Below are 19,873 nucleotides of genomic sequence, written 5' to 3'. Positions count from 1 at the left end.
CTCCTGGCTGCGGCCGCAACGGAGGGGAACCCTCCCTCGCGTCAGGCGATCAGAGGGGGCAGAATGAAGCAACAATTCGTCACGCCGCAACGGACGGTCACAGCGATGCCTCGATCCGTGACGCCACTCCCGCTCTGGCTGGTGCGTCCCCGCAGCGACGGGGGCAGTGATTACGTCAGTTTCCAGCCCTCGCAAGGGGCAGTGGAGATGCGCGAAGGCAGCCACCTGCCTCCCCAGATGCCTCTGCTCAAACGGCGCCGTTCGCTGGCTATTGAGGAGGCCGAGGCCTGCACGCGCCGACTGCAACAGGAAGCGGGATATCACCGCAGCGAACCGCTTTTTTAGCCTCGCCTCGATACGCTCGATGGCATGAACCAAGGATCTGCCCAGCCCCAACCGTCCCCTGACGCTTCCGATCCGTACGAGCGGCTCGGGGTCGCCCCTGATGCCTCCTTCGACACGGTCCAGGAGGCCAAGTTGGCTCGGCTGGGAGAGGCCGGTGATGATCCGTTGGTTCGTTCTCGCATTGAGTCGGCCTACGACGCGGTGCTGATGGATCGGCTGAAGGAACGCCAGCAGGGCAGGGTCAGCAGCGCCGCCCGCTCGGCCTCCCAGAGGGAGCAGGCGTCCCCGCCTCCGAGCCGTCCGGCACTCTCCGCCCTGCCGAGCCTGCCCCAGCTTCCCCCCTCACGCCTTCCCCGACCCAGCTTCTCCCTGCCCCAGCTGCAGCTGGCCAGCGGCCGGGACCTCTGGTTTCCTCTGGCGGCCGATGGGGTGCTGCTGGTGCTGCTCGTGCTGATGCCCGGGGCCGCCCCCGAACTCTTGACGGCGCTGGCCACCGGGGTCACCGTGCTCAACCTGCAGCGGCGCCATGGGCGTTTCCTGGGGGCGGTGGGCTGGTCCTTCGCGCTTCTCTGCCTGGGTCTGGTCCTTGGCGGTCTGCTGGCTGGTGGGCTGGGAGCTTCCCTCAGCCAGTCCCTGCCGATCAACACCCTGCAGCTCCAGAGCATCCCAGCCATCCTGCTGCTGTTGCTGGGCGCTCTGCTGATCGCCTGAGTTCTGCTTAGGCGATCAGCAGGGCTCAGACCACAGGGGCCAGCTCATCAATCAGCTCCTGCAACTCAGCGGCCTCCACCCGATACACCTCATTGCAGAAATGGCAGGTCAGTTCCGCCTGACCGTCCTCGTCCAGCATGGCGGTGAGTTCATCACGGCCCAGCAGCTTGAGGGCACTGACGCTGCGATAGCGGCTGCAGGGGCAGTGGAACTGAACGGGCTGCTCGACGGAGCCCACACCGAGGGGCTGGGGATCGAGGTCCGGGAAGATGTCCTCGAACAGGGCATGGAGTTGGTCGGCATTGGCGGCGAGCCGATCGCTGAATCCAGTGATTTCCCGGCAGCGCTCCTCCAGTAGCGCCACCAGAGCCGGTTCCCGCGCCGCCTTCGGCAGCACCTGCACCAGCACCCCCCCGGCACAGCGCACGCCGGTGCTGTCGATCGTCTCCCCGACGAACAGGGCCGAAGGGGTCTGCTCCGAGTGGAGCAGATAGGAGGCCACGTCTTCACCGATGCCGCCACTCACCAGCTCCACGGTGCTGCTGAAGGGTTCCCCCTGGCCCCGGTCCCGCACCACGTGCAGGTAACCGGTGCCGGTGGCGCGGCGGAAGTCGAACCGGTGGCCACCGTCCGCATCGGTCAACAGATCCAGCTCCAGCTCCGGCCGGCCCACGTAGCCCCGCACGGTGCCATCCCGGCCCGCGTCCACCATCAGGCCGCGCAGGGGGCCGTCGGACTGGATGCGCAGATTGACCCGACCATGGGCCACCTTCATCGAGCTGGCCAGCAACAGGGCGGCCGTCATGGCCCGGCCCAGAAGGGCCGTCGTGAGGAAGGAGAGCCCGTGCCGCTCGCTGGCCTGACGGCTGGCTGACGTGGTGGTGACCGCCACCAAGCGGATGCCGCCGCCGGCACCGGTGGCCCTCAGCATGCGATCCGCCATCAACTCATCCCGTGCGATCCGATGGTCATCGTAAGGAGCTGGATCGCAACACTTCCAGGGGCCTCAGGGTTCCCTGCTCGAGCCGCCAGCCCCGCTCGATGACGCCCCGGAACAGTTCGGGTTCGTGGGTGACCACCAGCAGGGCCCGTTCCCTGGCCAGCTCCCCGAGCAGCTGGAGCACCTCCTCCCGCACGGTCCAATCGAGGCCGGCGGTGGGCTCATCCAGCAACAGCACCCGGGCCTCACGCACCAGCTGGACCGCCAGGGCCAGACGGCGCTGCTGGCCGCCGCTGAGGCGCTCCGGCGCCTGCTGCAGGGAGAGGTTGCCGAGGCCCACCTGCTGCAGGACGGCCTCGGCCTTCTCGGCGGTGAGGCGGCGCTGGCCCAGCTTCAGTTCCTGACCCACCGTCAGGCCGAGGAAGTGGCGTTCCGGGAACTGGAACACCAGGCCGCACAGCCAGCGGCGCTGGCGGCTGTTGAGGGCCTCGCCCTGCCAGAGGAAGCGACCGGCCTCAGCTTCAGCCAGGCCGCAGATCACCTCCAGCAGCGTCGTCTTGCCGCTGCCGCTGCGGCCGGCCACCAGGGCCGGGGCTCCCACCGTCAGCTGCAACGACACGTCCGCCAGCACCGGCGCCGGCGCCGTGGCGGGGTGGTACCGCAGACCAAGGACATCGAGCATGGCACCAGCATGCCGTCCGGCGCTGCGGCGGTGGAGCGTGTTGGATGGGGGGACATGCGCGCCATTTGCCCCCTTCCCCCATGGATGTCCGATTTCGCGAGGTGGATCCGTTCAACTGCTGGATCTGGATGCACTTCACCGACCAGCCCGGTGGCGCCGAGCGGGGCTATGTGGAAACGGCCTTCGACAGCTGGTTCTTCCTCGGCAAGCTGGGCGCCTTCAACGCCGAGAACCTGCAGACCCATGAAGGTGGCGTGGATCTCGGCTGGCTCGCCTACGACACCGAGACCGCCGAGCGCTGCCTGCCGGCCCTGATGCACAACATGGGACCGATGGAGTATCAGGACGACTGGGCGCGGTGCTGGGTCGACCTGGGCACCAGCGATGCCCTGGCCCTTGATGTGCTGATCAACGCCCTGCGCCAGCTCGACAATGACGTGCTGGAGATCACCGAGCTGGTGATCGGCGGGCTGAACGAGGACTGGCCGATCGAGGAGGAACCCGACAGCCCGTTCTCCAGGGACTGATGGGGCGGGAGTTGCGCCGGCTGCTGATCGCCCCGGAGCGGATCGCCGCCCTGGCCCAGCGGGGGGGCGATGGCCGCTGTCTGATTTTGGAGGACCAGGAAAGCCACTACCTGGAACGGGTGCTGCGCTATCGGCCCGGTGATCGGTTGGCGCTGGTCGATGGCGTCGGCCAGCTCTGGACGGCCCTGCTTGAACCGGAGCGACGGCTGCGGCTGGAGCAAGCCCCCCAGGCGCCCCTGCGCAAGGAGGCTCCGATCACGCCATCCCTGGAGCTGTCCATGGCCGTGCCCAAGCGGGAGGCGGATCTGGTCTGGCGCATGGCCACCGAACTGGGCGCCGACCGGCTGCAACCCCTGCTGGCCGCGCGCGGCACCGCCGCTGAGCGCTGCCCGCTCGATCGCTGGCGGGGGATCGTGCGGGAGGCCACCGAGCAGTGCGAACGGCTGTGGCAGCCGCTGCTTGAATCCCCGTGCGAAGCCGGGACCTGGCTGGCCCGGCCGGCCACTGGGATCGCCCTGCTGGCCACCACCCGCCGGGACGCCCTGCCGCTCTGCAGCCAGCGGCTACGGCAACTGGCCGATGGGGCCAGCCACAGCGAGCTCGCCGCCGGGATCCGGCTGGCGATCGGTCCGGAAGGGGGTTGGAGCCCCGAGGAGGAGGAACGGGCCGAAGCAGCCGGCTGGCATCCCGTCAGCCTGGGGGGATCGATCCTGCGCACGGCCACGGCCGCGGTGGGCGGCCTGGCCGTGCTGGCCGACTGGCGGGCGCTCAGGAGCGCATCATGCCGGCCGCCATCTCCTTGAACAGGCCCAGGTTGGCCCCGGGGGTGCGGCGCTTCATCGGGGTGGCACCACCGGCTGTGACGCAGTCGGGGGCGAAGGTGGCCATCGTCGGAGCGGGCCGGAGCGCCTCGGCGGCAGCCAGTTCGGCGGCGATCTCTTCGGCGGTGGTGAGGCCAGAGACGGGGGGAAGGGAGACTTCTGCCTCCGCTGCCACGCTGGTCTGGGCCTCGGCCGCCTGAGGGGCGTCCGTGGTTTCGGGCGAGACCTTGGCCATGGGGGGGGCCACCAGCACCGAGGGGTCGTTGCCTTCGCCGCCGCCCAGATCAAGGAAGAACTTGGGTCGTTTGAAGACCATTCGGAGCACCACCGGATGCAGGGATTATCCGCCGAAGGCGGTACCAGGGGGCGGCTCGCTTAGATCTGTGCAACACAGTCGGGTGCCCACCATGGTGTCGCTACCGCCCCAGGACCCCCTGCACTGGCTAGCGGCCCTGGTGATCAATGGGCTGCTGATCGCCGTCGCCCAGCGTCTGCCCCTGCTGACGCGGGCGGGCTGGGTGCATGCCGGGGTGCTCGGCACCCTGCTGTGGGGGAGCCTGGGCTGGCGTGGCTGGCTGGCGGTGGTCGCCTATCTGGCCCTGGGCAGCCTGGTGACCAAGCTCGGCTTCCGCCGCAAACGGGAACTGGGGCTGGCGGAGGCCCGCGAGGGCCGGCGGGGTCCCGAGAACGTCTGGGGCTCGGCCCTGGTGGGAACCGTGCTGGCCCTGCTGGCCTGCCGGGCCCCGCTGGCGGCGGTGCCGCTGCTGCTGGCCGGGTTCGCCGCCAGCTTCGCCGCCAAGCTCGGTGACACCTTCGGCAGCGAGATCGGTAAACGCTGGGGTCGCCACACTGTGCTGATCACCAGTCTCAGGGCGGTGCCGCCCGGCACCGAGGGGGCCATCAGCTTGGAGGGCACGGCCGCCAGCCTGGTGGGCAGCGGTCTGATGACCCTGACGATGATGGTCCTCGGGATGATCAGTGGCTGGCCTCTGGCGCTCCTGGTCAGCGGCGTCGGGCTGGTGGCCACACTGGCCGAAAGTGTTGTGGGAGCCAGCCTTCAGCAGCGCTGGGGCTGGCTCAGCAATGAAGTGGTCAACGGGCTCCAGACGCTGCTGGCGGCCCTGCTGGCCATGGGTCTGGTGCACGGGCTGGCCCCTGGGGCGGGCTGAGGACCTGCTGCCGCCAGGCGAGGGCGGCGCGGCGCAGGCGATCGCGGGCGGCGTCGCAGCGGCGCTGGGCCTGGCGGGCCGGGATCCCGAGTTTCCGGCCCAGCTCCACCCAGGTGCAACCCACATCGATGCGGCCCACCAGGAGTTCCCGCTCCAGGGGATCAAGGTCCGCCAGCTGCTGCCGTAACCACTGACCCTGGGCGTTGCGGGCGTCGCTGACGCTTGCCATCTCGTCGTCCCCAGCGGGAGCGGCGGGGGACGCCAGCAGATCCAGCAGGCAGCCGGCCGCGTCGGCATCGCCTCCACCCTGGCCAAGGGGGGCATCCAGGCTGCGCACCCTGGCGGCACTGTGGACACCCAGGGCTTCCTCGAGCCGGGTCGGGTCGCAGGCCAACCGATCGGCGAGGGCAGCGGACGGCAATGGCTCCAGTCCCTTGCGCCGGCGGGCTTCCTGGAGGCTGAGCACCTGCTGGTGCAGATCCCAAAGGGGCCGGGGCGGACGCACCATGGGCTGGCGATCCCGCCGTTCCCGCCGCATCGCCCCCTGGATGTAAGGCACCGCGAAGCTGCTGAGGCTGACGTTGCGATCAGGATCGAAGGCTTCGACGGCCCTGATCAGGCCAAGGCTGCCCACCTGGGCCAGATCCTCGAAGGGCAGGCCAGTGTCGGCGCCCTGGCGTCCGGCGATCGCGTACACCAGCGGCAGGTTGTCCTCCACCAGCAAGTTGCGCCAATGCAGCCGGCTTTCTGGATCGGTGGCGTTGGCGAAGGCCTTGAGCCGGCGGCGATTGCGGGTGCGGCGATCCACGATCGCCTCAGGGATCTCACGGCAGCCCAGGCAGAGGTCTGGCTGGGGCGCCCGGCGGGTCGCCAGCAGCGCGGGGGCCGGTGGAGGGGGGGATGGCGGAGGGCGATCCATGGAGGTGTTCCAGCAGGGTCCGTTTCTTCAGAGTCGCCGCAGGCAGGCGGCGGAGGTTCACCGGATGGGAGGAGTTCCCTTCCTCCGATCGGGTGATGCCATCAAGGCCAGCTGGGTGCAGTGAGCAGTGAGGAGTTAGGAGTGAGGCGTGAGGCGTGAGCCGGGATCAGTGCGCCACCGTCACGCTGCTGTGGGGATCCAGCTCGGCCCAATGCAACAGGGGGCTCCAGGAGCGAAGCCGTCGGTAGAGCTGGCCGTGGCCGTCGCCATTGAGATGCAGACCGTCGCTGCACAGCCATTGCAGCCAGAGGGGGTCGGCCAGCAGGCCATCGAGCAGGGGCAGGAATGACACATCCGCCTCCATGCAGGCTTCCTCCAGCAGGCCCTCGTAGAGCCGCACGCTGGCCAGGTCGTACCACAGCAGCTCGGCGAAGGGCATCACGGCCTCGTCCACCGGCGTGAGGCCCAGCACGAACACCGGCGCGATGGCCTGCAGCCGGGGCAACAGCTGCTGCAGGCCGAACAGGAAGGCCTCGGGCGCCAGCTGGAACCGGCCGTCGGGCCGCCCCACCCTGGCCGTGTCGTTGAGGCCGATCGAGAGCAGGATCCCCTGGGGTCGCTGGCGGCGCAACTCGCCCCGGTGGCTCACTTCAGCCTCGGCGCGGGCCGCCAGCCGCTCCAGGCCGTCGCCGCGCACCCCCAGGCCGTACAACACCGGCCCCTGGGGCAGGTCCATCCAATGGCGGCGCAGGCGCTCGCACCAGCCCCCCTGCTCCGGATCACCCCAGCCGAACACCCCGCTGTCCCCCAGCACCACCAGCTTCCTGGGGATCTGCATCGGTGAGCCCGTCGTGGGGCGAGCATTCAGCACCGACGGGGCGCTCAGAGGCTCTCGCCGAAGCGCCGCAGCCGCTCCAGACCGTCGTCGATCGTGGCGGGGGAGGCCGCACAGGACAGGCGGATGCAGCGGTCATCGCCGAAGGCGGCACCGGGCACCACCGCCAGTCCCACCTCCTCCAACAGCCGGCCGCACAGGGTCATCGAATCGAGGCCCCAGGCGCTCACGTCTGGGAAGGCATAGAAGGCCCCCTCGGGGGGCAGCAAGTTCAGGCCCTGGATCGCCATCAGACCTTCGCTGAGCCGGGCGCGCCGACGGCTGAACTCGGCCGCCATCTCCTTGACGCAGTCCCGCGAGCCGCTGATGGCCGCCAGGGCCCCGTACTGGGCGAACGTGCAGACGTTGCTGGTGCTCTGGCTCTGCAGGGCGCTGGCGGCAGCCACCACATGGCGGGCCCCCGCCAGCCAGCCGATGCGCCAGCCCGTCATGGCCCAACCCTTGGCAAAGCCATTGACGATGAAGATCCGCTCGGCCAGATCGGGGGCCAGCGCCGCCAGGCTGTGGTGCTTGTGACCCGGGGAGAGCAGCATTTCGTAGATCTCGTCGCACACCACCGCCACGGCGGGATGGCGGCGCAGCACGGCGGCGATCGCCTCCAGTTCGGCGCGGCTGAGCACCATGCCGGTGGGATTGGAGGGGCTGTTGAGCACCAGCAGCCGGCTGGAGGGGGTGATCGCCGCCTCCAGCTGCTCGGGGCTGAAGCGGAAGCCGCCGCTGGCCTCTGTGGTGAGGCAGCGGACGCTGGCCCCGGCCAACTGGGCCATTTCCGGGTAGCTCAGCCAGTAGGGCGCCGGCAGCAGCACCTCGTCCCCGGGATCGAGCAGAACCTGAAACAGGTTGTAGAGGGCCTGCTTGCCGCCGTTGGTCACCAGCACCTGGTCGGCCCGGGTGGGGACGCCATTCTCCTGGCTCAGTTTGGCGGCAATGGCCTGGCGCAGCTCCGGTTCGCCGGCCACCGGTCCATAGCGGGTGTGGCCGGCCTCGAGGGCCTGAGACGCCGCCTGGCGGATGAAGGCGGGCGTATCGAAATCGGGCTCACCGGCACTGAGGCTGCAGATGTCCTTGCCGCCTGTGCGCAGCTCACGGGCCTTGGCGGTGATGGCGAGGGTGAGCGATGGCTGCAACGCCTGCGCCCGGGCGGAGAGCGACAACGGGGCCGGCATGGCGGTGAGCGGCGTCTGGAGGGCGCGATTCGGCAATCCGGCCATCTTGCCCTACGCCCCTCGGCCATGGCCAAGAATGGCGCGATGGCCGGCGACCCCCTGCAACCGTCCCTTCTGGGTGAGGCGCTCGCCGCAGGCCATACGCCCGGCCTGGACGGACTGCAACGGAGCTGCCAGGAGTGCCGGCGATGTGGTCTGGCCGCAGGCCGCCAGCAGGTGGTGATCAGCCGGGGCGATCCGGCGGCAAGGCTGATGGTGATCGGCGAAGGGCCCGGGGCCCAGGAGGACGCCAGCGGCCGGCCGTTCGTTGGGCGGGCCGGCCAGCTGCTCGACCAGATGCTGGCCAGCGTGGGGCTGGACAGCGAGCGGTACGCCTACGTCTGCAACGTGGTGAAGTGCCGCCCGCCGGACAACCGCAAACCGACGGCCCAGGAGATGGCGGCCTGCGCCCCCTGGCTGGCCGTTCAGATCGCCGCCGTGGATCCCGCCATCCTCCTGCTCACCGGTGCCACGGCCCTGGAGGGGGTGCTCGGCATCAAGGGGGGCATCTCCCGGCTGCGCGGCCAGTGGCATCCCTGGCAGGGCCGCTGGGTGATGCCGGTGTTCCATCCCTCCTATCTGCTGCGCAATCCCTCACGGGAGCAGGGCTCCCCCAAATGGCTCACCTGGCAGGACCTCAAGGAGGTGCAGCGGCGGCTGGAGCTGGACCAGCCGCCGCCGCCGCCCACTTTGTGACAGGCTTTGGCCACCACCGGCCCACGCGAGATGACCGGCACCCTGGCCACTCCCACCACCTCTGCCCCTGGGACCTCCCCCCTACCGGCCGACTGGGCCAGTGATCCCCGCTTCGAGACGGTGATCCGTCGCCGGCCCACCCGCAGCGTCCGGGTCGGCGCCATGTGGGTGGGCAGCGAGCACCCCGTGGTGGTCCAATCGATGATCAATGAGGACACCCTCGACGTGGAGGGGGCCACCGCCGGCATCCGCCGGCTGCATGAGGTGGGCTGCGAGATCGTGCGCCTCACCGTGCCGAGCCTGGCCCACGCCAAGGCAGTGAAGGAGATCCGCCAGCGGCTGGAGGACAGCTACCAGCCGGTGCCCCTGGTGGCGGACGTGCACCACAACGGCATGAAGATCGCCCTGGAGGTGGCCCAGCACGTCGACAAAGTGCGGATCAATCCGGGCCTGTACGTGTTCGACAAGCCTGATCCCAACCGTACCGAGTTCACGGCCGAAGAGGTGGCAGCCATCGGCGAGCGCATCCAGACCACCCTTGAGCCGCTGGTGAGCTTGCTCAAGGCGCAGGACAAGGCCCTGCGCATCGGCGTCAACCACGGCTCCCTGGCCGAACGGATGCTGTTCACCTACGGCGACACCCCCCTGGGGATGGTGGAGAGCGCCATGGAATTCATCCGCATCTGCGACCGGCTCGACTTCCACAACATCGTCGTGTCGATGAAGGCGTCACGGGCCCCGGTGATGCTGGCGGCCTACCGGATGATGGCGTTCCGCATGGACGCCGAGGGCTTCCACTACCCCCTGCATCTGGGCGTCACCGAGGCTGGCGACGGCGACTACGGCCGCATCAAGAGCACCGCCGGCATCGCCACCCTGCTGGCCGAGGGCCTGGGGGACACGATCCGGGTCTCGCTCACCGAGGCACCGGAGAAAGAAATTCCCGTCTGTTATTCGATCCTGCAGGCCATGGGGTTGCGCAAGACGATGGTGGAGTACGTGGCCTGCCCCAGCTGCGGCCGCACGCTGTTCAACCTTGAGGAGGTTCTGCACGTGGTGCGCAACGCCACCGCCCACCTGACAGGGCTCGACATTGCCGTGATGGGTTGCATCGTCAACGGTCCCGGCGAGATGGCCGATGCCGACTACGGCTACGTGGGCAAGACACCTGGCACGATTTCCCTCTATCGCGGGCGGGAGGAGATCCGCCGGGTGCCGGAAGCCGAGGGGGTGGAGGCGCTGATCGCCCTGATCAAGGAGGACGGTCGCTGGGTCGACCCCTGAACGGGGGGCCCTGCCCCGGCAACGGCGCTACGTTGGAACCACATTTCAGACTCCTTGAGGATCCCCACCATGGGAAGAGCTCGCGCCACCGTCGTGGTGCTGGTTGGTCTCGGTGCCTGCGCCGCTACCGCCGTGATGGCGCGCGACATGGTGCTGGCCCCCACGGGAACCGTGTCGATCAGCGACAGCCCCAAGGAGGTGATGGACCAGGCGTGGCAGATCGTCTTCCGCGACTACCTGGACACCACGGGTAAATACACGCCTGACCAGTGGCGCAAACTGCGGCGCAGCGTGCTGGCCAAGAGCTACAGCACCCCCAAAGATGCCTACGAGGGCATCCGGGGCATGCTGGGCACCCTCGACGATCCCTACACCCGTTTCCTGGATCCGCGGGAATTCAAGGAGATGCAGATCGACACCTCCGGCGAGCTTTCCGGGGTGGGCATCCAGCTGAGTGTCGACAAGGAGACCAAGGAACTGGTGGTGATTTCACCGATCGAGGGCTCGCCGGCCTCGCGGGCTGGTGTGCAGCCCAAGGACGTCATCGTCTCGATCGACGGCAAGAGCACCAAGGGGATGAGCACCGAGGACGCGGTGAAGCTGATCCGCGGCAAGGCCGGCACCACGGTGAATCTGGTGCTGCGCCGTAAGGGCCAGAACCTCGACACCCCCCTCACCCGGGAGCTGATCGAGATCCACGCGGTCAACCACCAGGTCAACACCGCCCCCGACGGCACCAAGATCGGCTACATCCGCCTGAAGCAGTTCAGCGCCACCGCTACCAAGGACATGCGGGCGGCGGTGAGGGACCTGGAGTCTCAGGGTGTGCAGGGCTACGTGCTTGATCTGCGCAGCAATCCAGGCGGTCTGCTGGTGGCGAGCGTTGAGATCGCCCGCCAGTGGATCAACGAAGGGATCATTGTCTCCACCAAGACCCGCGATGGCATCCAGGACGTCAAGCGGGCCACCGGCCAGGCCCTCACCACCAAACCGATGGTGGTACTGGTCAACGAGGGTTCCGCCAGCGCCAGCGAAATCCTTTCCGGCGCGCTGCAGGACAACAATCGCGCCGTGCTGGTGGGTCAGAAGACCTTCGGCAAGGGACTGGTGCAGTCGGTGCGCGGCCTGTCGGATGGCTCGGGCATGACCGTGACCATCGCCAAGTACCTGACACCCCTCAACCGGGACATCCACAAGCACGGCATCAACCCGGACGTGCCGGTGAAGATGACCGAGCAGGAGGTGCAGCGCCTCAAACTGGAAGACATCGGCACTAACCGGGACAGCCAGTACCGGGCGGCCGAATCCACCCTGCGCAAGCAGATGCAGGCCAGCGCCGTGTTGCAGAAGGCCTTCCAGCCCGGCAGTGCCAATCTGCCGGCGGCCCTTGCTAAACCCTGAAGTTGCCTCTTCCTGAATCGGTCTGGCAACTGAAGCCGTGGTGGTGTCAGCCCTGGAGCATCCTGCTCACAGGGTTGGGCATCGTCGGAGTGAGCTGGCTGGTGCTGCACCTCTGGTGGATCACCGCCGGGGTCTCGCTGGTGATTGGCGCCTGGTGGCTGCTGTTCCTGGTGCTGATGCCAGCCGCCTGGAAACGGTCGCAGGCCAGCGGCGAGAACAGCTGAGCCCCTGAGATCAGGCGACCGGCTGCATCAGGCCGCCACCGGGGGAGGAGTCGTCGTCGTCGTTGTTGCCGGCGCCGGACTGGAACAGTGCAAAGAAACCGAGGCCGAGGACCCCCAGGAAGGCCGGCAGCAGCAGGGGATTCTGGGTGGCGCCTGCGACCTCGATCAGCTCACCCATGGGGCCACGTAACGAAAGATGTAGCCATCTTAACGTTCCTTCTCATTCCTGTGGCCCGTTCAGTCGAAGACGTGGCCGTGCTCGTAGCGCTCCGCATGGCCCGCGGCCTCGGTGAGGGCCGCCACGTTCTCGCGGGTGAAGAAGCCGTCGTAGCCCAGGCAGCGTTCGACGTACTCGGTGATGAGCTGGGAATAGGGCGAGCTCCTCGAGAAGATCTGGCGCAGATTCGGTTCGTCACCGCATTCCCCCACCATGTCGGCGAGAAAGGGGATGCCCAGCTCGCGCAGGGTGTGCACCACCACATCAACGTTCTTCTCGCCGTTGCTGTCGCCATCGACCACCTCATAGGCCATGTGATGCATGCGCCGCCCGAAATTGCGCACGAAGTCTTCGGTGGGCATGGGCAGGTTGGTCAGGGAGTTGAGATAGGAGGGGGTGTTGTTGGCCGTGAAGACGCGGGCGGGGGACAGCTTGTCGTCCCCCACCGAGGGATGGCGCGTGACATTGGTAGAAGAGTTCATCTCGGCGATGTCATAGGAGCCCCAGTAGTAGTAGGGAACCATCGTCAGATATTCGAGGATGGCATCCTCCCGTTCACCGGCCAGGACCCGGGTGGCCAGGTGATCGATGCCCAGGATCTTGCCCTCCAGGCCGTGCTCCCGGTGGCATCGGGCGGCTTCGGTGATGGGCGCCAGGGCGTCCGCATCGAGCAGCACCCGATCGCCCAGATCCAGGGCCGCCAGGCCATCGAGCGGCCGGTCCACATAACCGACCCGGTTGTAGGTGTAGTCGGAAAGAAACGTGAAACAGAGGTGCTTAGAGGCATAGAAGGGGTTGGCGGTCTCCCCGGGATAGGCGAAACGGATGTTCTGGGGTTCGAGGATGGCGCGCAGATCGTGGCAGCAGGACACCTGGAAGATCTCGCCGATGTAGCGGGCGTTGGGCTTGTCGATCGAGAGGGGATACATCGCGTTCCAGCGCGTGACCTCATCCTCGAAATCATCGAAGAGCGGCTCCAGCACGATCAGGCGCGGAAAGGCCTCGCCCCCCTTGAGCAGGTAGAGGCGGTGGGTGGCGTTGATCCAGCACTCCTGGTAGCGGTAGGGGCCGGTGAGCGCCAGCTCGGCCAGATAGGGCAGGCCGTTGCCGTGGTCCACCTGGATGACGAGGGCGGCCATCGGCCCCAACACCTGCTCCAGCCCCGAGCTGGCCCGCCGGGCATAGACCCGGGGCAGAAACGTCTCGAAGAAGGGCGTGTTCCGCTTGTCGCCCTTGGGCCGGTAGCTGGCGAGATCGATCATCGGTAAAGCGGAACAGCCCCTCTGCTAGCAAGAAGCGCCCCAGGCCCCAAGCCCCAGCGTTTCCCCTTCACACCACCAGCACCGCCGCGTTCTTCGCGCTCTGCTCGTCGGCGCGCTGGCCGGAGGTGAGCCCGTCGGCCTCGGGGATCTGGCCGGCCATGGCCGTGAGCCACTCCATCAGCTGCTCCAGCTGCTGGGCGGGGCCCAGGGCGCCCAGGCCCCGGGCCAGCACCTTGGCGGTGCTGCCGGCGCCGCCCTGATACACCAACCGGCCGTGGAGGTGCTGGGGCAGGGCCTGACGCAGACGGCGGAAGGCAGGTTCCTCCATCGGCGTTTCCAGGGCGATGTTGGGTTTTTCCGGTTTGATGCGCGAGAAGCCGCAGCGGCGCGCCAGCAGCTTCAGTTCCATCAGCTGCAGCAGGCTCTGCACCGGCGCCGGGATGGGTCCGTAGCGATCGGCCCAGCCGGCGGCCAGCTCCACCAGGGCCGCCTTGCCGCCACACTCGGCGGCGGCCCGGTAGGCGGCCATCTTCTCGTCGGCCTCGGTGATCCAGTCGGCCGGGATGAAAGCCGTCACCGGCAGGTCGATCTGGGTCTCGTCCACCGCCGGAATGTCCTGGCCCTGGATCTCGGCCAGGCAGTCCTGCAGCATCTCCATGTAGAGATCGAAGCCGATCGCCTCCATCTGGCCGCTCTGCTCCACCCCCAGCAAGTTGCCGACGCCGCGGATCTCCATGTCGCGCATGGCCAGCTGGTAGCCCGAGCCCAGTTGGGCGAATTCCTGGATCGCCCGCAGCCTCTGGCGGGCTGCGTCACTCAAGGAGGCATCGCCCGGATAAAACAGCCAGGCATGGGCCTGGATACCGCTGCGGCCCACCCGGCCCCGCAGCTGGTACAGCTGGGCCAGACCGAATTTGTGGGCGTCCTCCACCAGGATCGTGTTCACCCGGGGGATGTCGAGGCCCGACTCGATGATCGTGGTGCAGAGCATCACGTCGGCCTCGCCGGCATTGAAGGCCACCATGGCGCTCTCCAGCTCCCCCTCCGGCATCTGGCCGTGGGCCACCTGCAACCGCAGCCCCGGCAGCATCGCCCGCAGCTGGCCCGCCACCTCCTCGATGCCCTCCACCCGCGGCACCACGTAGAACACCTGGCCGCCGCGGTCGAGTTCCTGGCGGATGGCGCTACGCACCGCCTCCTCATGGAGGCTGGCCAAGTGGGTCTTGATCGGGCGCCGCAGCGGCGGCGGCGTGGTGATCAGACTCATCTCCCGCACGCCCGAGAGGCTCATGTAGAGGGTGCGGGGGATCGGCGTGGCCGAGAGGGTCAACACGTCGACGTCCTTGCGCAGCGCCTTGATCTTTTCCTTCTGATTGACACCGAAGCGCTGCTCCTCATCCACCACCAGCAGGCCCAGCTGGCGGAAACCCGTGCCCTTGCCGAGCAACTGGTGGGTGCCCACCACCACGTCGGTGGCGCCGCTGGCCAGGCTCTCGAGGATCGTCTTGCGCTCAGCGGCGGTGCGGAAGCGGTTGAGCAAGGCCACCTTGAGCGGGTAGGGGGCGAAACGCTCGCTGAGGGTGCGCCAGTGCTGCTGGGCCAGCACGGTGGTGGGGGCCAGCAGGGCGCACTGCTTGCCGGCGGTGACCGCCTTGAAGATGGCCCGGATCGCGACTTCCGTCTTGCCGAAGCCCACATCGCCGCACACCAAGCGGTCCATCGGCTGGTCCCGCTCCATGTCGCGCTTGACGTCCACGATCGCCTTGAGCTGGTCGGGTGTGGGGTCGTAGGGGAAGGAATCCTCCAGTTCGCTCTGCCAGGGTCCATCGGCGGGGAAGGCGAAGCCCGGCGCCTGGTGGCGCTCGGCGTAGAGCTTGACCAGATCCATCGCCACCTTGACGACAGCCTTGCGGGCCCGCTCCTTGGCCTTGGTCCAGGCCGTGCCGCCCATGCGGTTCAGCTCGGGAGGGCTGTCGCTGCTGGCCCGGTAGCGGCCGAGGCTGCCCAGCTGGTCGGCCGCCACCCGAAGCAAGCCGTCGGCGTACTGCACCACCAGGTAGTCGCGGGCCTCGCCGCCGATGGCCAGCTTCTCCAGCTTCAGGAAGCGGCCGATGCCGTGGTTGCGGTGTACCACGAAGTCGCCGGGGAGCATCTTGTTGGGATCCACCGTGCGGCTGGCCGCCTTGCGGCGTCGGCGCACGTAGCCCCCGGCGGCCAGGCTGTGCTGGCCGAAGATCTCCCGGTCGGTGAACAGCACCAGCTTCCAGGCCGGCAGCTGGAACCCCTCCAGTTCGGCGGTGCCGCGCAGCTTGAGCGCCACCGGGGTGGCCTGCTCCACCAGCCGCTCGATGGCAGGAAAGTCGCGGGCGTTGGGCACGAAGCGGGTGACGCAGTCGTGCTCCTCCAGCAGCGCCACAGCCCTTGACGGCTGGGCGGAGACAATCCAGGGCCGGGCCTTCTCGCGCAGGTGCCCCTTGATCTGCTCCGCCAGGCGGCCGAACTGGTTGGGATGGGCCGGCACCGGCCGGCTGGCCAGATCAAGGTCGTTGGGATGGCGGTCGCTCTCGTGCAGCTCCGCCAGATCGAAGCCCATGAAGCTCTCCACGTCCGCCAGGGCCGCCGCGATCGGCCGGTGCAGCAGGCCCGGCAGGGGCAGGGGGGTGGCCTCGTCGCCATCAGTTGCATTCACCACCTCCCGGTGGTGGTCGGCGGCATGGTCGAACCACTGCTGGCCATGGGCCAGGCACTGGCGCCGCTCATCGATCGCCACCAAGGTGGCGATCGGCAAGTAGTCGAGTAACGACGCCGGCTGCTCCCAGGCCAGACCCATCAGCCGCCGCATCCCCTCCGGCGTGCCGCCCTCCAGCAGCTGGTCGAGGGCGGCGGGCTCCAGCAGTCGCTCCAGGCCGTCAGGCATCCGCTCCCGCAGGGCCTCGGCGATCAGGGGGGCGTAGCTGGTGGGGGTGAGGCGCACCCGCTCGACCACATCGAGGGAGCGTTGGGTGGCCGGATCGAACTCCCGCAGCTTCTCGAGGTCTTCACCAAAGAGCTCCAGCCGCACCGGCAACTCGGCGCTGACCGGAAACACATCAACGATGTCACCGCGGCGGCTCCAGGTGCCCTCCTGCTCGATCGTCGGAACCTTCTCGTAGCCCAGGCCGGCCAGGGTGAGGGCCAGCTGCTCGAGATCCAGGCGGTCGCCGCGGCGCAGGGTCAGGCAACGGGCCGCCAGTAGCGGCGGCGGCGGCAGGTGCGGCTGGAGAGCCCGCTCGGTGGCCACCACGGCGAAGCGGCCACCGCTGGCGGCTGGGATGCTGGCGGCTGGGGCGCCTTCCCCGTCGCCCACCAGTTCGGCAAGCACCTGCAGCTGGCCCCAGGTGATCTCGCTGGTGGGGTCGAAGGGTTCGTAGGGGGAGCCCTCGCTGGTGGGATAGAGCTGACACAGTGGCCAGCCCATCAGCTCCAGCAGGGAGGCCCAGCGTCCCGCCTCCTCCAGGGTGGGCACGATCACCAGCAGGGGGGCCTCGCTGGAACCCGCCAGGGCGCTGGCCACCAGGGCCCGCGCGGCCCGTCCCGCCCCACTCAGCCGCAGCCGCTCGGGCCGCTCGCAGCGCGCCCTCACCTCAGCGGTGAGGGTGGCGGACTGCAGCTGGCGAACGAGGGCGTGGAGGGGCATCGCAAGGTGGGATCGAACCGGTGGCGATCCTCGCAACCCGTTTGCGTCCATGCTGGGGGTCGGTTCGCCCTGCGATGGCCCGCTTCCGCTGTCCCACCTGCCGCCAGCGGCCCTTGAGGCTGCAGCAACCGTTCACGGGAGTGCCCCGCTGCGGCCGCTGCGGCGACCTGCTGGAGCCGAGGCCCCGCCACGGGCGCGCCTGGGGGCTGGCCCTGGGCGTGGCGGCGCTGGTGCTGGGCGGGGCCGCCTTCCCCGGCTTGCTGGAGCAGGTGGGCAGCCTGCCCGAGCAGGCCCCTGATGTCACCACCCGGCTGCTGGAGCGTTTCGAGCCAGCTCCCGATCCACGCCTGCGGCCGATGGCCCTTCTGGAAGGCGGCCTGCTGGCGAACCTCCAGGAGGCCGACCAGCAGTGGATCCCCACCACCGAGCCTCTGGCGGGTGGTGGCACCCGCTTCCTCTACCGCAGGCGGGCCGGTGAACCTGAGCTCTCGGTGCCGGAGCTGCAGGCCCTGATCGACTCCCCCCCGGACCATGGCGAGAAGCGCCGGGCGATCGCCGAACTGCTCGCCGTACTGGAGCAGGTGGGCGTGCAGGTGCAGCTGGTGGAGCCCAAGAAGGCCGGGGCCGCCGGGGAATGGGATCACGCCGCCCGCACCCTGAGGATCAAGCCCGCCGTGGTGGAGAAAGGAACGGTGGACTTCGCCCAGGTGCTCAACCACGAGGCCATCCACGTGGCCCAGAGCTGTGCAACCGGCGGCCTGCGCTCCGTTCCCAGAACGCTTGGTCTGGGCCAGGAGGTCCCCACCGAGCTGCAGCTGCATCTCGATGATCCCCTCTATGCCGGTGCCTCCGACTGGGAGAAGGCCCTGGAGCGGGAGGCCTACGCCAACCAGCGACAGCTCGAGATCGGCACCAGCCTGGTCCGTACCCACTGCCGGACCCGATCGACGGGTTGAGGGCCGGCTCCGGCCCGGGGCCTCAGGCGGAGATGTGGGCGATCAGGTCGAGACACTTGCTGGAGTAGCCCCACTCGTTGTCGTACCAGGCCACCACCTTCACGAAGGTGTCCGTGAGGGCGATGCCGGCCGAGGCATCGAAGATCGACGTGCAGGTCTCGCCGAGGAAATCGGTGGAGACCACCTCGTCTTCGGTGTAGCCGAGGATCCCGGCCATCGGGCCGGCGGAGGCCGCCCGCATGGCGGCCTTGATGGCGTCGTAGCTGGCCCCGCGCTCCAGGTTCACCGTCAGATCCACCACCGACACGTTGGGCGTGGGAACCCGGAAGGCCATTCCGGTGAGCTTGCCGCTCAGGGCCGGGATCACCTTGCCCACCGCCCTGGCGGCACCGGTGGAGGAGGGAATGATGTTCTGGCCGGCACCGCGGCCGCCGCGCCAGTCCTTCACCGACGGGCCATCCACCGTCTTCTGGGTGGCGGTGGTGGCATGGACGGTGGTCATCAGGCCATCGCGGATACCGAAGTTGTCGTTCAGCACCTTGGCCATCGGCGCCAGGCAGTTGGTGGTGCAGGAGGCATTGGAGACGATGTCCTGCCCCGCGTAGGAGCTGTGGTTCACCCCCATCACGAACATCGGCGTGTCGTCCTTGGAGGGAGCCGACATCACCACCTTGCCGGCGCCGGCGGTGATGTGGGCCCGGGCGCGCTCGTCGTTCAGAAAGAGGCCAGTGGACTCGAGCACCACGTCGGCACCCACATCGCCCCAGCGCAAGGCTGCCGGATCACGCTCGGCGGAGATACGGATGCGGCGGCCATTCACCACCAGGGCGCCGTCATCGACGGCCACCTCGCCGCCAAAGCGGCCGTGGGTGGAGTCGTAGCGCAGCATGTAGGCGATGTAGTCGACATCGATCAGGTCGTTGATGCCCACCACTTCAATGTCATCGCGCCCGCAGGCGATGCGGAAAACCAGGCGCCCGATACGTCCGAACCCGTTGATGCCGATCCTGATGGTCACCTGCGCGTCTCCCGAGTCAGACCAGGAATTGCAGCGTCGCACGGGCCAGACAGCCGCCGGTGGAGCCCGACGGGCCATTGTCGTCAGCTGAAACGGGCTCAGCTCCCGGGGACCCCAGGCTGCTCGGCGGCACGCAGCAGGGTTTCCTCCTCCAGCAGCATGTTGAACCGCAGCAGGTCGGCGTCCTTGAGCTGCTGCCTGCTGCTCACGCCGAAATGCTTCTCCAGAAAACTGCGACCCATGGCGCCGTCCCAGCCGAGCTGCAGCAGCAGCAGGTTGCACTGGTCGAGCAGGTCGCCCCGGCGCAGGGGAACGGCCACCGTGGCGGGATCGCATCCTGGCTCGAGGGCCTCGATCGCCTGCAGGTAGGCGATCAGATCGGCGTAGACGGTGATGCGGTCGCGGCTGGGGTGGCCGAAGGATCGCTGCAGATAGGTGGCCTCCCTGTCCCTGTCCCATCCCAACCGCCGCATCTGCAGATCCAGATGGGTCAATTCGGCACTCCAGTCCTGGGGATCCTCCTGGAGCCCCTCCGGCATGGGCGTTGGCTCCGGCGAGGCCTCTTGCTGGGACGTGGGCTGGGGCTCTGGCTTTGGCTGTTGCTCCTGGGTCAGTGCTGGCGTAGGCGTTGGCGTTGCAGGCTCTGAAGCCGGCGGCGGCGGCGACGGCCTGGAGGTCTGGGCTGGGGCCGGCCTGGGCTGCCTCGCGTTGCCGGTGGTCTGCAGGCTGGCCAGCAGGCGTGCCCTGGCGCGGTCCTCCGCCTCCTCCGCGTTGTCCGCCTCCCCAAGGGCACTACCCAGGAAGCGCTCCCCCTCCCGGGCCGAGACCAGCACGACGCGGCGCCCGCCGTCGCTGTGCAGCAGTCGGACCTGAAGTTGCATGGAAGGCGCTGGGAGGGTCCGTGGGTCTTTCTAGAGTGGCTCTT

At 68.7% G+C, this 19,873-nt stretch carries 21 protein-coding genes; 10 read left to right on the top strand and 11 right to left on the bottom strand.

Annotated features, from left to right (window positions below; translation table 11 throughout):
- Positions 1-105 precede the first annotated feature (105 nt).
- Both KQ305_RS07970 and KQ305_RS07965 read left to right on the top strand, forming a co-directional pair.
- The gene (locus KQ305_RS07970; protein WP_259724876.1) at positions 106-345 is read left to right on the top strand and encodes a hypothetical protein; all 240 of its coding nucleotides are present in this window, start codon (positions 106-108) and stop codon (positions 343-345) included.
- Positions 346-369: 24 nt separating this feature from the next.
- Positions 370-1,056, top strand: a complete 687-nt coding sequence (locus KQ305_RS07965) for a CPP1-like family protein (protein ID WP_259724875.1) — start codon at positions 370-372, stop codon at positions 1,054-1,056.
- A gap of 25 nt (positions 1,057-1,081) precedes the next feature.
- On the opposite strand, the gene hslO is transcribed toward KQ305_RS07965, so the two are convergent.
- The gene (gene hslO, locus KQ305_RS07960; protein ID WP_259724874.1) at positions 1,082-1,999 is read right to left on the bottom strand and encodes an Hsp33 family molecular chaperone HslO; all 918 of its coding nucleotides are present in this window, start codon (positions 1,997-1,999) and stop codon (positions 1,082-1,084) included.
- 25 nt (positions 2,000-2,024) lie between these two features.
- On the bottom strand, positions 2,025-2,678 hold the full coding sequence (locus KQ305_RS07955) for an ABC transporter ATP-binding protein (protein WP_259724873.1): 654 nt from the start codon (positions 2,676-2,678) through the stop codon (positions 2,025-2,027).
- Between the two features lie 80 nt (positions 2,679-2,758).
- Between KQ305_RS07955 and KQ305_RS07950 the strand changes: the two genes are divergently transcribed.
- Together KQ305_RS07950 and KQ305_RS07945 are read left to right on the top strand one after the other, a co-directional pair.
- A complete protein-coding gene (locus tag KQ305_RS07950; RefSeq protein WP_259724872.1) occupies positions 2,759-3,205 on the top strand; it encodes a DUF3531 family protein in 447 nt (148 codons plus the stop codon).
- Positions 3,206-3,216: 11 nt separating this feature from the next.
- Complete coding sequence (locus KQ305_RS07945) at positions 3,217-4,008, top strand: 16S rRNA (uracil(1498)-N(3))-methyltransferase (RefSeq protein WP_259724871.1); 792 nt, start codon at positions 3,217-3,219, stop codon at positions 4,006-4,008.
- On the opposite strand, the gene KQ305_RS07940 is transcribed toward KQ305_RS07945, so the two are convergent.
- A complete protein-coding gene (locus KQ305_RS07940) occupies positions 3,974-4,354 on the bottom strand; it encodes a hypothetical protein (RefSeq protein ID WP_259724870.1) in 381 nt (126 codons plus the stop codon). The genes KQ305_RS07945 and KQ305_RS07940 overlap by 35 nt on opposite strands.
- A gap of 79 nt (positions 4,355-4,433) precedes the next feature.
- Here KQ305_RS07940 and KQ305_RS07935 point away from each other — a divergent pair, with 79 nt between their 5' ends.
- The gene (locus KQ305_RS07935; RefSeq protein ID WP_259724869.1) at positions 4,434-5,195 is read left to right on the top strand and encodes a DUF92 domain-containing protein; all 762 of its coding nucleotides are present in this window, start codon (positions 4,434-4,436) and stop codon (positions 5,193-5,195) included.
- On the opposite strand, the gene KQ305_RS07930 is transcribed toward KQ305_RS07935, so the two are convergent.
- From KQ305_RS07930 to KQ305_RS07920, 3 genes are all read right to left on the bottom strand, one after another.
- Positions 5,119-6,114, bottom strand: a complete 996-nt coding sequence (locus tag KQ305_RS07930) for a sigma-70 family RNA polymerase sigma factor (RefSeq protein ID WP_259724868.1) — start codon at positions 6,112-6,114, stop codon at positions 5,119-5,121. The two genes, KQ305_RS07935 and KQ305_RS07930, sit on opposite strands and share 77 nt — an antisense overlap.
- Before the next feature lie 166 nt (positions 6,115-6,280).
- Positions 6,281-6,952, bottom strand: coding sequence for a GDSL-type esterase/lipase family protein (locus tag KQ305_RS07925; protein WP_259724867.1), 672 nt, complete (start codon positions 6,950-6,952; stop codon positions 6,281-6,283).
- 44 nt (positions 6,953-6,996) lie between these two features.
- Positions 6,997-8,175, bottom strand: a complete 1,179-nt coding sequence (locus KQ305_RS07920) for a pyridoxal phosphate-dependent aminotransferase (protein WP_259724954.1) — start codon at positions 8,173-8,175, stop codon at positions 6,997-6,999.
- Positions 8,176-8,241: 66 nt separating this feature from the next.
- On the opposite strand from KQ305_RS07920, the gene KQ305_RS07915 reads away from it, so the two are divergent.
- The 4 genes from KQ305_RS07915 to KQ305_RS07900 all read left to right on the top strand — a co-directional run bounded on the left by KQ305_RS07915 (position 8,242) and on the right by KQ305_RS07900 (position 11,819).
- Complete coding sequence (locus KQ305_RS07915; protein WP_259724866.1) at positions 8,242-8,910, top strand: uracil-DNA glycosylase family protein; 669 nt, start codon at positions 8,242-8,244, stop codon at positions 8,908-8,910.
- A gap of 30 nt (positions 8,911-8,940) precedes the next feature.
- Positions 8,941-10,194 (top strand): (E)-4-hydroxy-3-methylbut-2-enyl-diphosphate synthase, encoded by a 1,254-nt coding sequence (gene ispG, locus KQ305_RS07910; RefSeq protein ID WP_259724865.1) that lies wholly within the window; start codon positions 8,941-8,943, stop codon positions 10,192-10,194.
- Positions 10,195-10,263: 69 nt separating this feature from the next.
- On the top strand, positions 10,264-11,595 hold the full coding sequence (locus tag KQ305_RS07905; protein ID WP_259724864.1) for a S41 family peptidase: 1,332 nt from the start codon (positions 10,264-10,266) through the stop codon (positions 11,593-11,595).
- Between the two features lie 2 nt (positions 11,596-11,597).
- Positions 11,598-11,819: a DUF6737 family protein gene (locus KQ305_RS07900; protein WP_259724863.1), complete on the top strand. Its 222-nt coding sequence runs from the start codon at positions 11,598-11,600 to the stop codon at positions 11,817-11,819.
- A gap of 10 nt (positions 11,820-11,829) precedes the next feature.
- Here KQ305_RS07900 and KQ305_RS07895 read toward each other — a convergent pair whose 3' ends face one another.
- The 3 genes from KQ305_RS07895 to mfd form a co-directional block, all read right to left on the bottom strand.
- Complete coding sequence (locus KQ305_RS07895) at positions 11,830-11,997, bottom strand: hypothetical protein (protein WP_259724862.1); 168 nt, start codon at positions 11,995-11,997, stop codon at positions 11,830-11,832.
- Positions 11,998-12,056: 59 nt separating this feature from the next.
- Complete coding sequence (locus KQ305_RS07890) at positions 12,057-13,298, bottom strand: hypothetical protein (RefSeq protein WP_259724861.1); 1,242 nt, start codon at positions 13,296-13,298, stop codon at positions 12,057-12,059.
- A gap of 67 nt (positions 13,299-13,365) precedes the next feature.
- Positions 13,366-16,974, bottom strand: a complete 3,609-nt coding sequence (mfd, locus tag KQ305_RS07885; RefSeq protein ID WP_259724860.1) for a transcription-repair coupling factor — start codon at positions 16,972-16,974, stop codon at positions 13,366-13,368.
- Between the two features lie 74 nt (positions 16,975-17,048).
- Between mfd and KQ305_RS07880 the strand changes: the two genes are divergently transcribed.
- Positions 17,049-17,930 carry a hypothetical protein gene (locus tag KQ305_RS07880; RefSeq protein WP_259724859.1) on the top strand — a complete coding sequence of 294 codons (882 nt, stop codon included), beginning with the start codon at positions 17,049-17,051 and terminating at the stop codon, positions 17,928-17,930.
- A gap of 22 nt (positions 17,931-17,952) precedes the next feature.
- On the opposite strand, the gene gap is transcribed toward KQ305_RS07880, so the two are convergent.
- The gene (gene gap / locus KQ305_RS07875) at positions 17,953-18,948 is read right to left on the bottom strand and encodes a type I glyceraldehyde-3-phosphate dehydrogenase (protein WP_259724858.1); all 996 of its coding nucleotides are present in this window, start codon (positions 18,946-18,948) and stop codon (positions 17,953-17,955) included.
- A 98-nt stretch (positions 18,949-19,046) separates the two neighbouring features.
- A complete protein-coding gene (locus KQ305_RS07870; protein ID WP_259724857.1) occupies positions 19,047-19,829 on the bottom strand; it encodes a hypothetical protein in 783 nt (260 codons plus the stop codon).
- Between the last annotated feature and the right edge of the window lie 44 nt (positions 19,830-19,873).

Origin of the sequence: Synechococcus sp. CS-1332, from assembly GCF_025127995.1 — a bacterium.
GTDB lineage: Bacteria > Cyanobacteriota > Cyanobacteriia > PCC-6307 > Cyanobiaceae > Cyanobium.
Note: the sequence above shows the minus strand (reverse complement) of the source record. Positions and strands in the feature narration are given on the sequence as shown.

Coding starts and splice junctions, on each gene's coding strand:
- KQ305_RS07950 (WP_259724872.1), top strand. CDS start 2,759: ATGGATGTCCGATTTCGCGAGGTGGATCCGTTCAACTGCTGGATCTGG.
- mfd (WP_259724860.1), bottom strand. CDS start 16,974: ATGCCCCTCCACGCCCTCGTTCGCCAGCTGCAGTCCGCCACCCTCACC.
- KQ305_RS07895 (WP_259724862.1), bottom strand. CDS start 11,997: ATGGGTGAGCTGATCGAGGTCGCAGGCGCCACCCAGAATCCCCTGCTG.
- KQ305_RS07915 (WP_259724866.1), top strand. CDS start 8,242: ATGGCCAAGAATGGCGCGATGGCCGGCGACCCCCTGCAACCGTCCCTT.
- hslO (WP_259724874.1), bottom strand. CDS start 1,999: ATGGCGGATCGCATGCTGAGGGCCACCGGTGCCGGCGGCGGCATCCGC.
- KQ305_RS07890 (WP_259724861.1), bottom strand. CDS start 13,298: ATGATCGATCTCGCCAGCTACCGGCCCAAGGGCGACAAGCGGAACACG.
- KQ305_RS07970 (WP_259724876.1), top strand. CDS start 106: ATGCCTCGATCCGTGACGCCACTCCCGCTCTGGCTGGTGCGTCCCCGC.
- KQ305_RS07905 (WP_259724864.1), top strand. CDS start 10,264: ATGGGAAGAGCTCGCGCCACCGTCGTGGTGCTGGTTGGTCTCGGTGCC.
- KQ305_RS07880 (WP_259724859.1), top strand. CDS start 17,049: ATGGCCCGCTTCCGCTGTCCCACCTGCCGCCAGCGGCCCTTGAGGCTG.
- KQ305_RS07870 (WP_259724857.1), bottom strand. CDS start 19,829: ATGCAACTTCAGGTCCGACTGCTGCACAGCGACGGCGGGCGCCGCGTC.
- KQ305_RS07965 (WP_259724875.1), top strand. CDS start 370: ATGAACCAAGGATCTGCCCAGCCCCAACCGTCCCCTGACGCTTCCGAT.
- ispG (WP_259724865.1), top strand. CDS start 8,941: ATGACCGGCACCCTGGCCACTCCCACCACCTCTGCCCCTGGGACCTCC.
- KQ305_RS07930 (WP_259724868.1), bottom strand. CDS start 6,114: ATGGATCGCCCTCCGCCATCCCCCCCTCCACCGGCCCCCGCGCTGCTG.
- KQ305_RS07935 (WP_259724869.1), top strand. CDS start 4,434: ATGGTGTCGCTACCGCCCCAGGACCCCCTGCACTGGCTAGCGGCCCTG.
- KQ305_RS07925 (WP_259724867.1), bottom strand. CDS start 6,952: ATGCAGATCCCCAGGAAGCTGGTGGTGCTGGGGGACAGCGGGGTGTTC.
- KQ305_RS07955 (WP_259724873.1), bottom strand. CDS start 2,678: ATGCTCGATGTCCTTGGTCTGCGGTACCACCCCGCCACGGCGCCGGCG.
- KQ305_RS07920 (WP_259724954.1), bottom strand. CDS start 8,175: ATGCCGGCCCCGTTGTCGCTCTCCGCCCGGGCGCAGGCGTTGCAGCCA.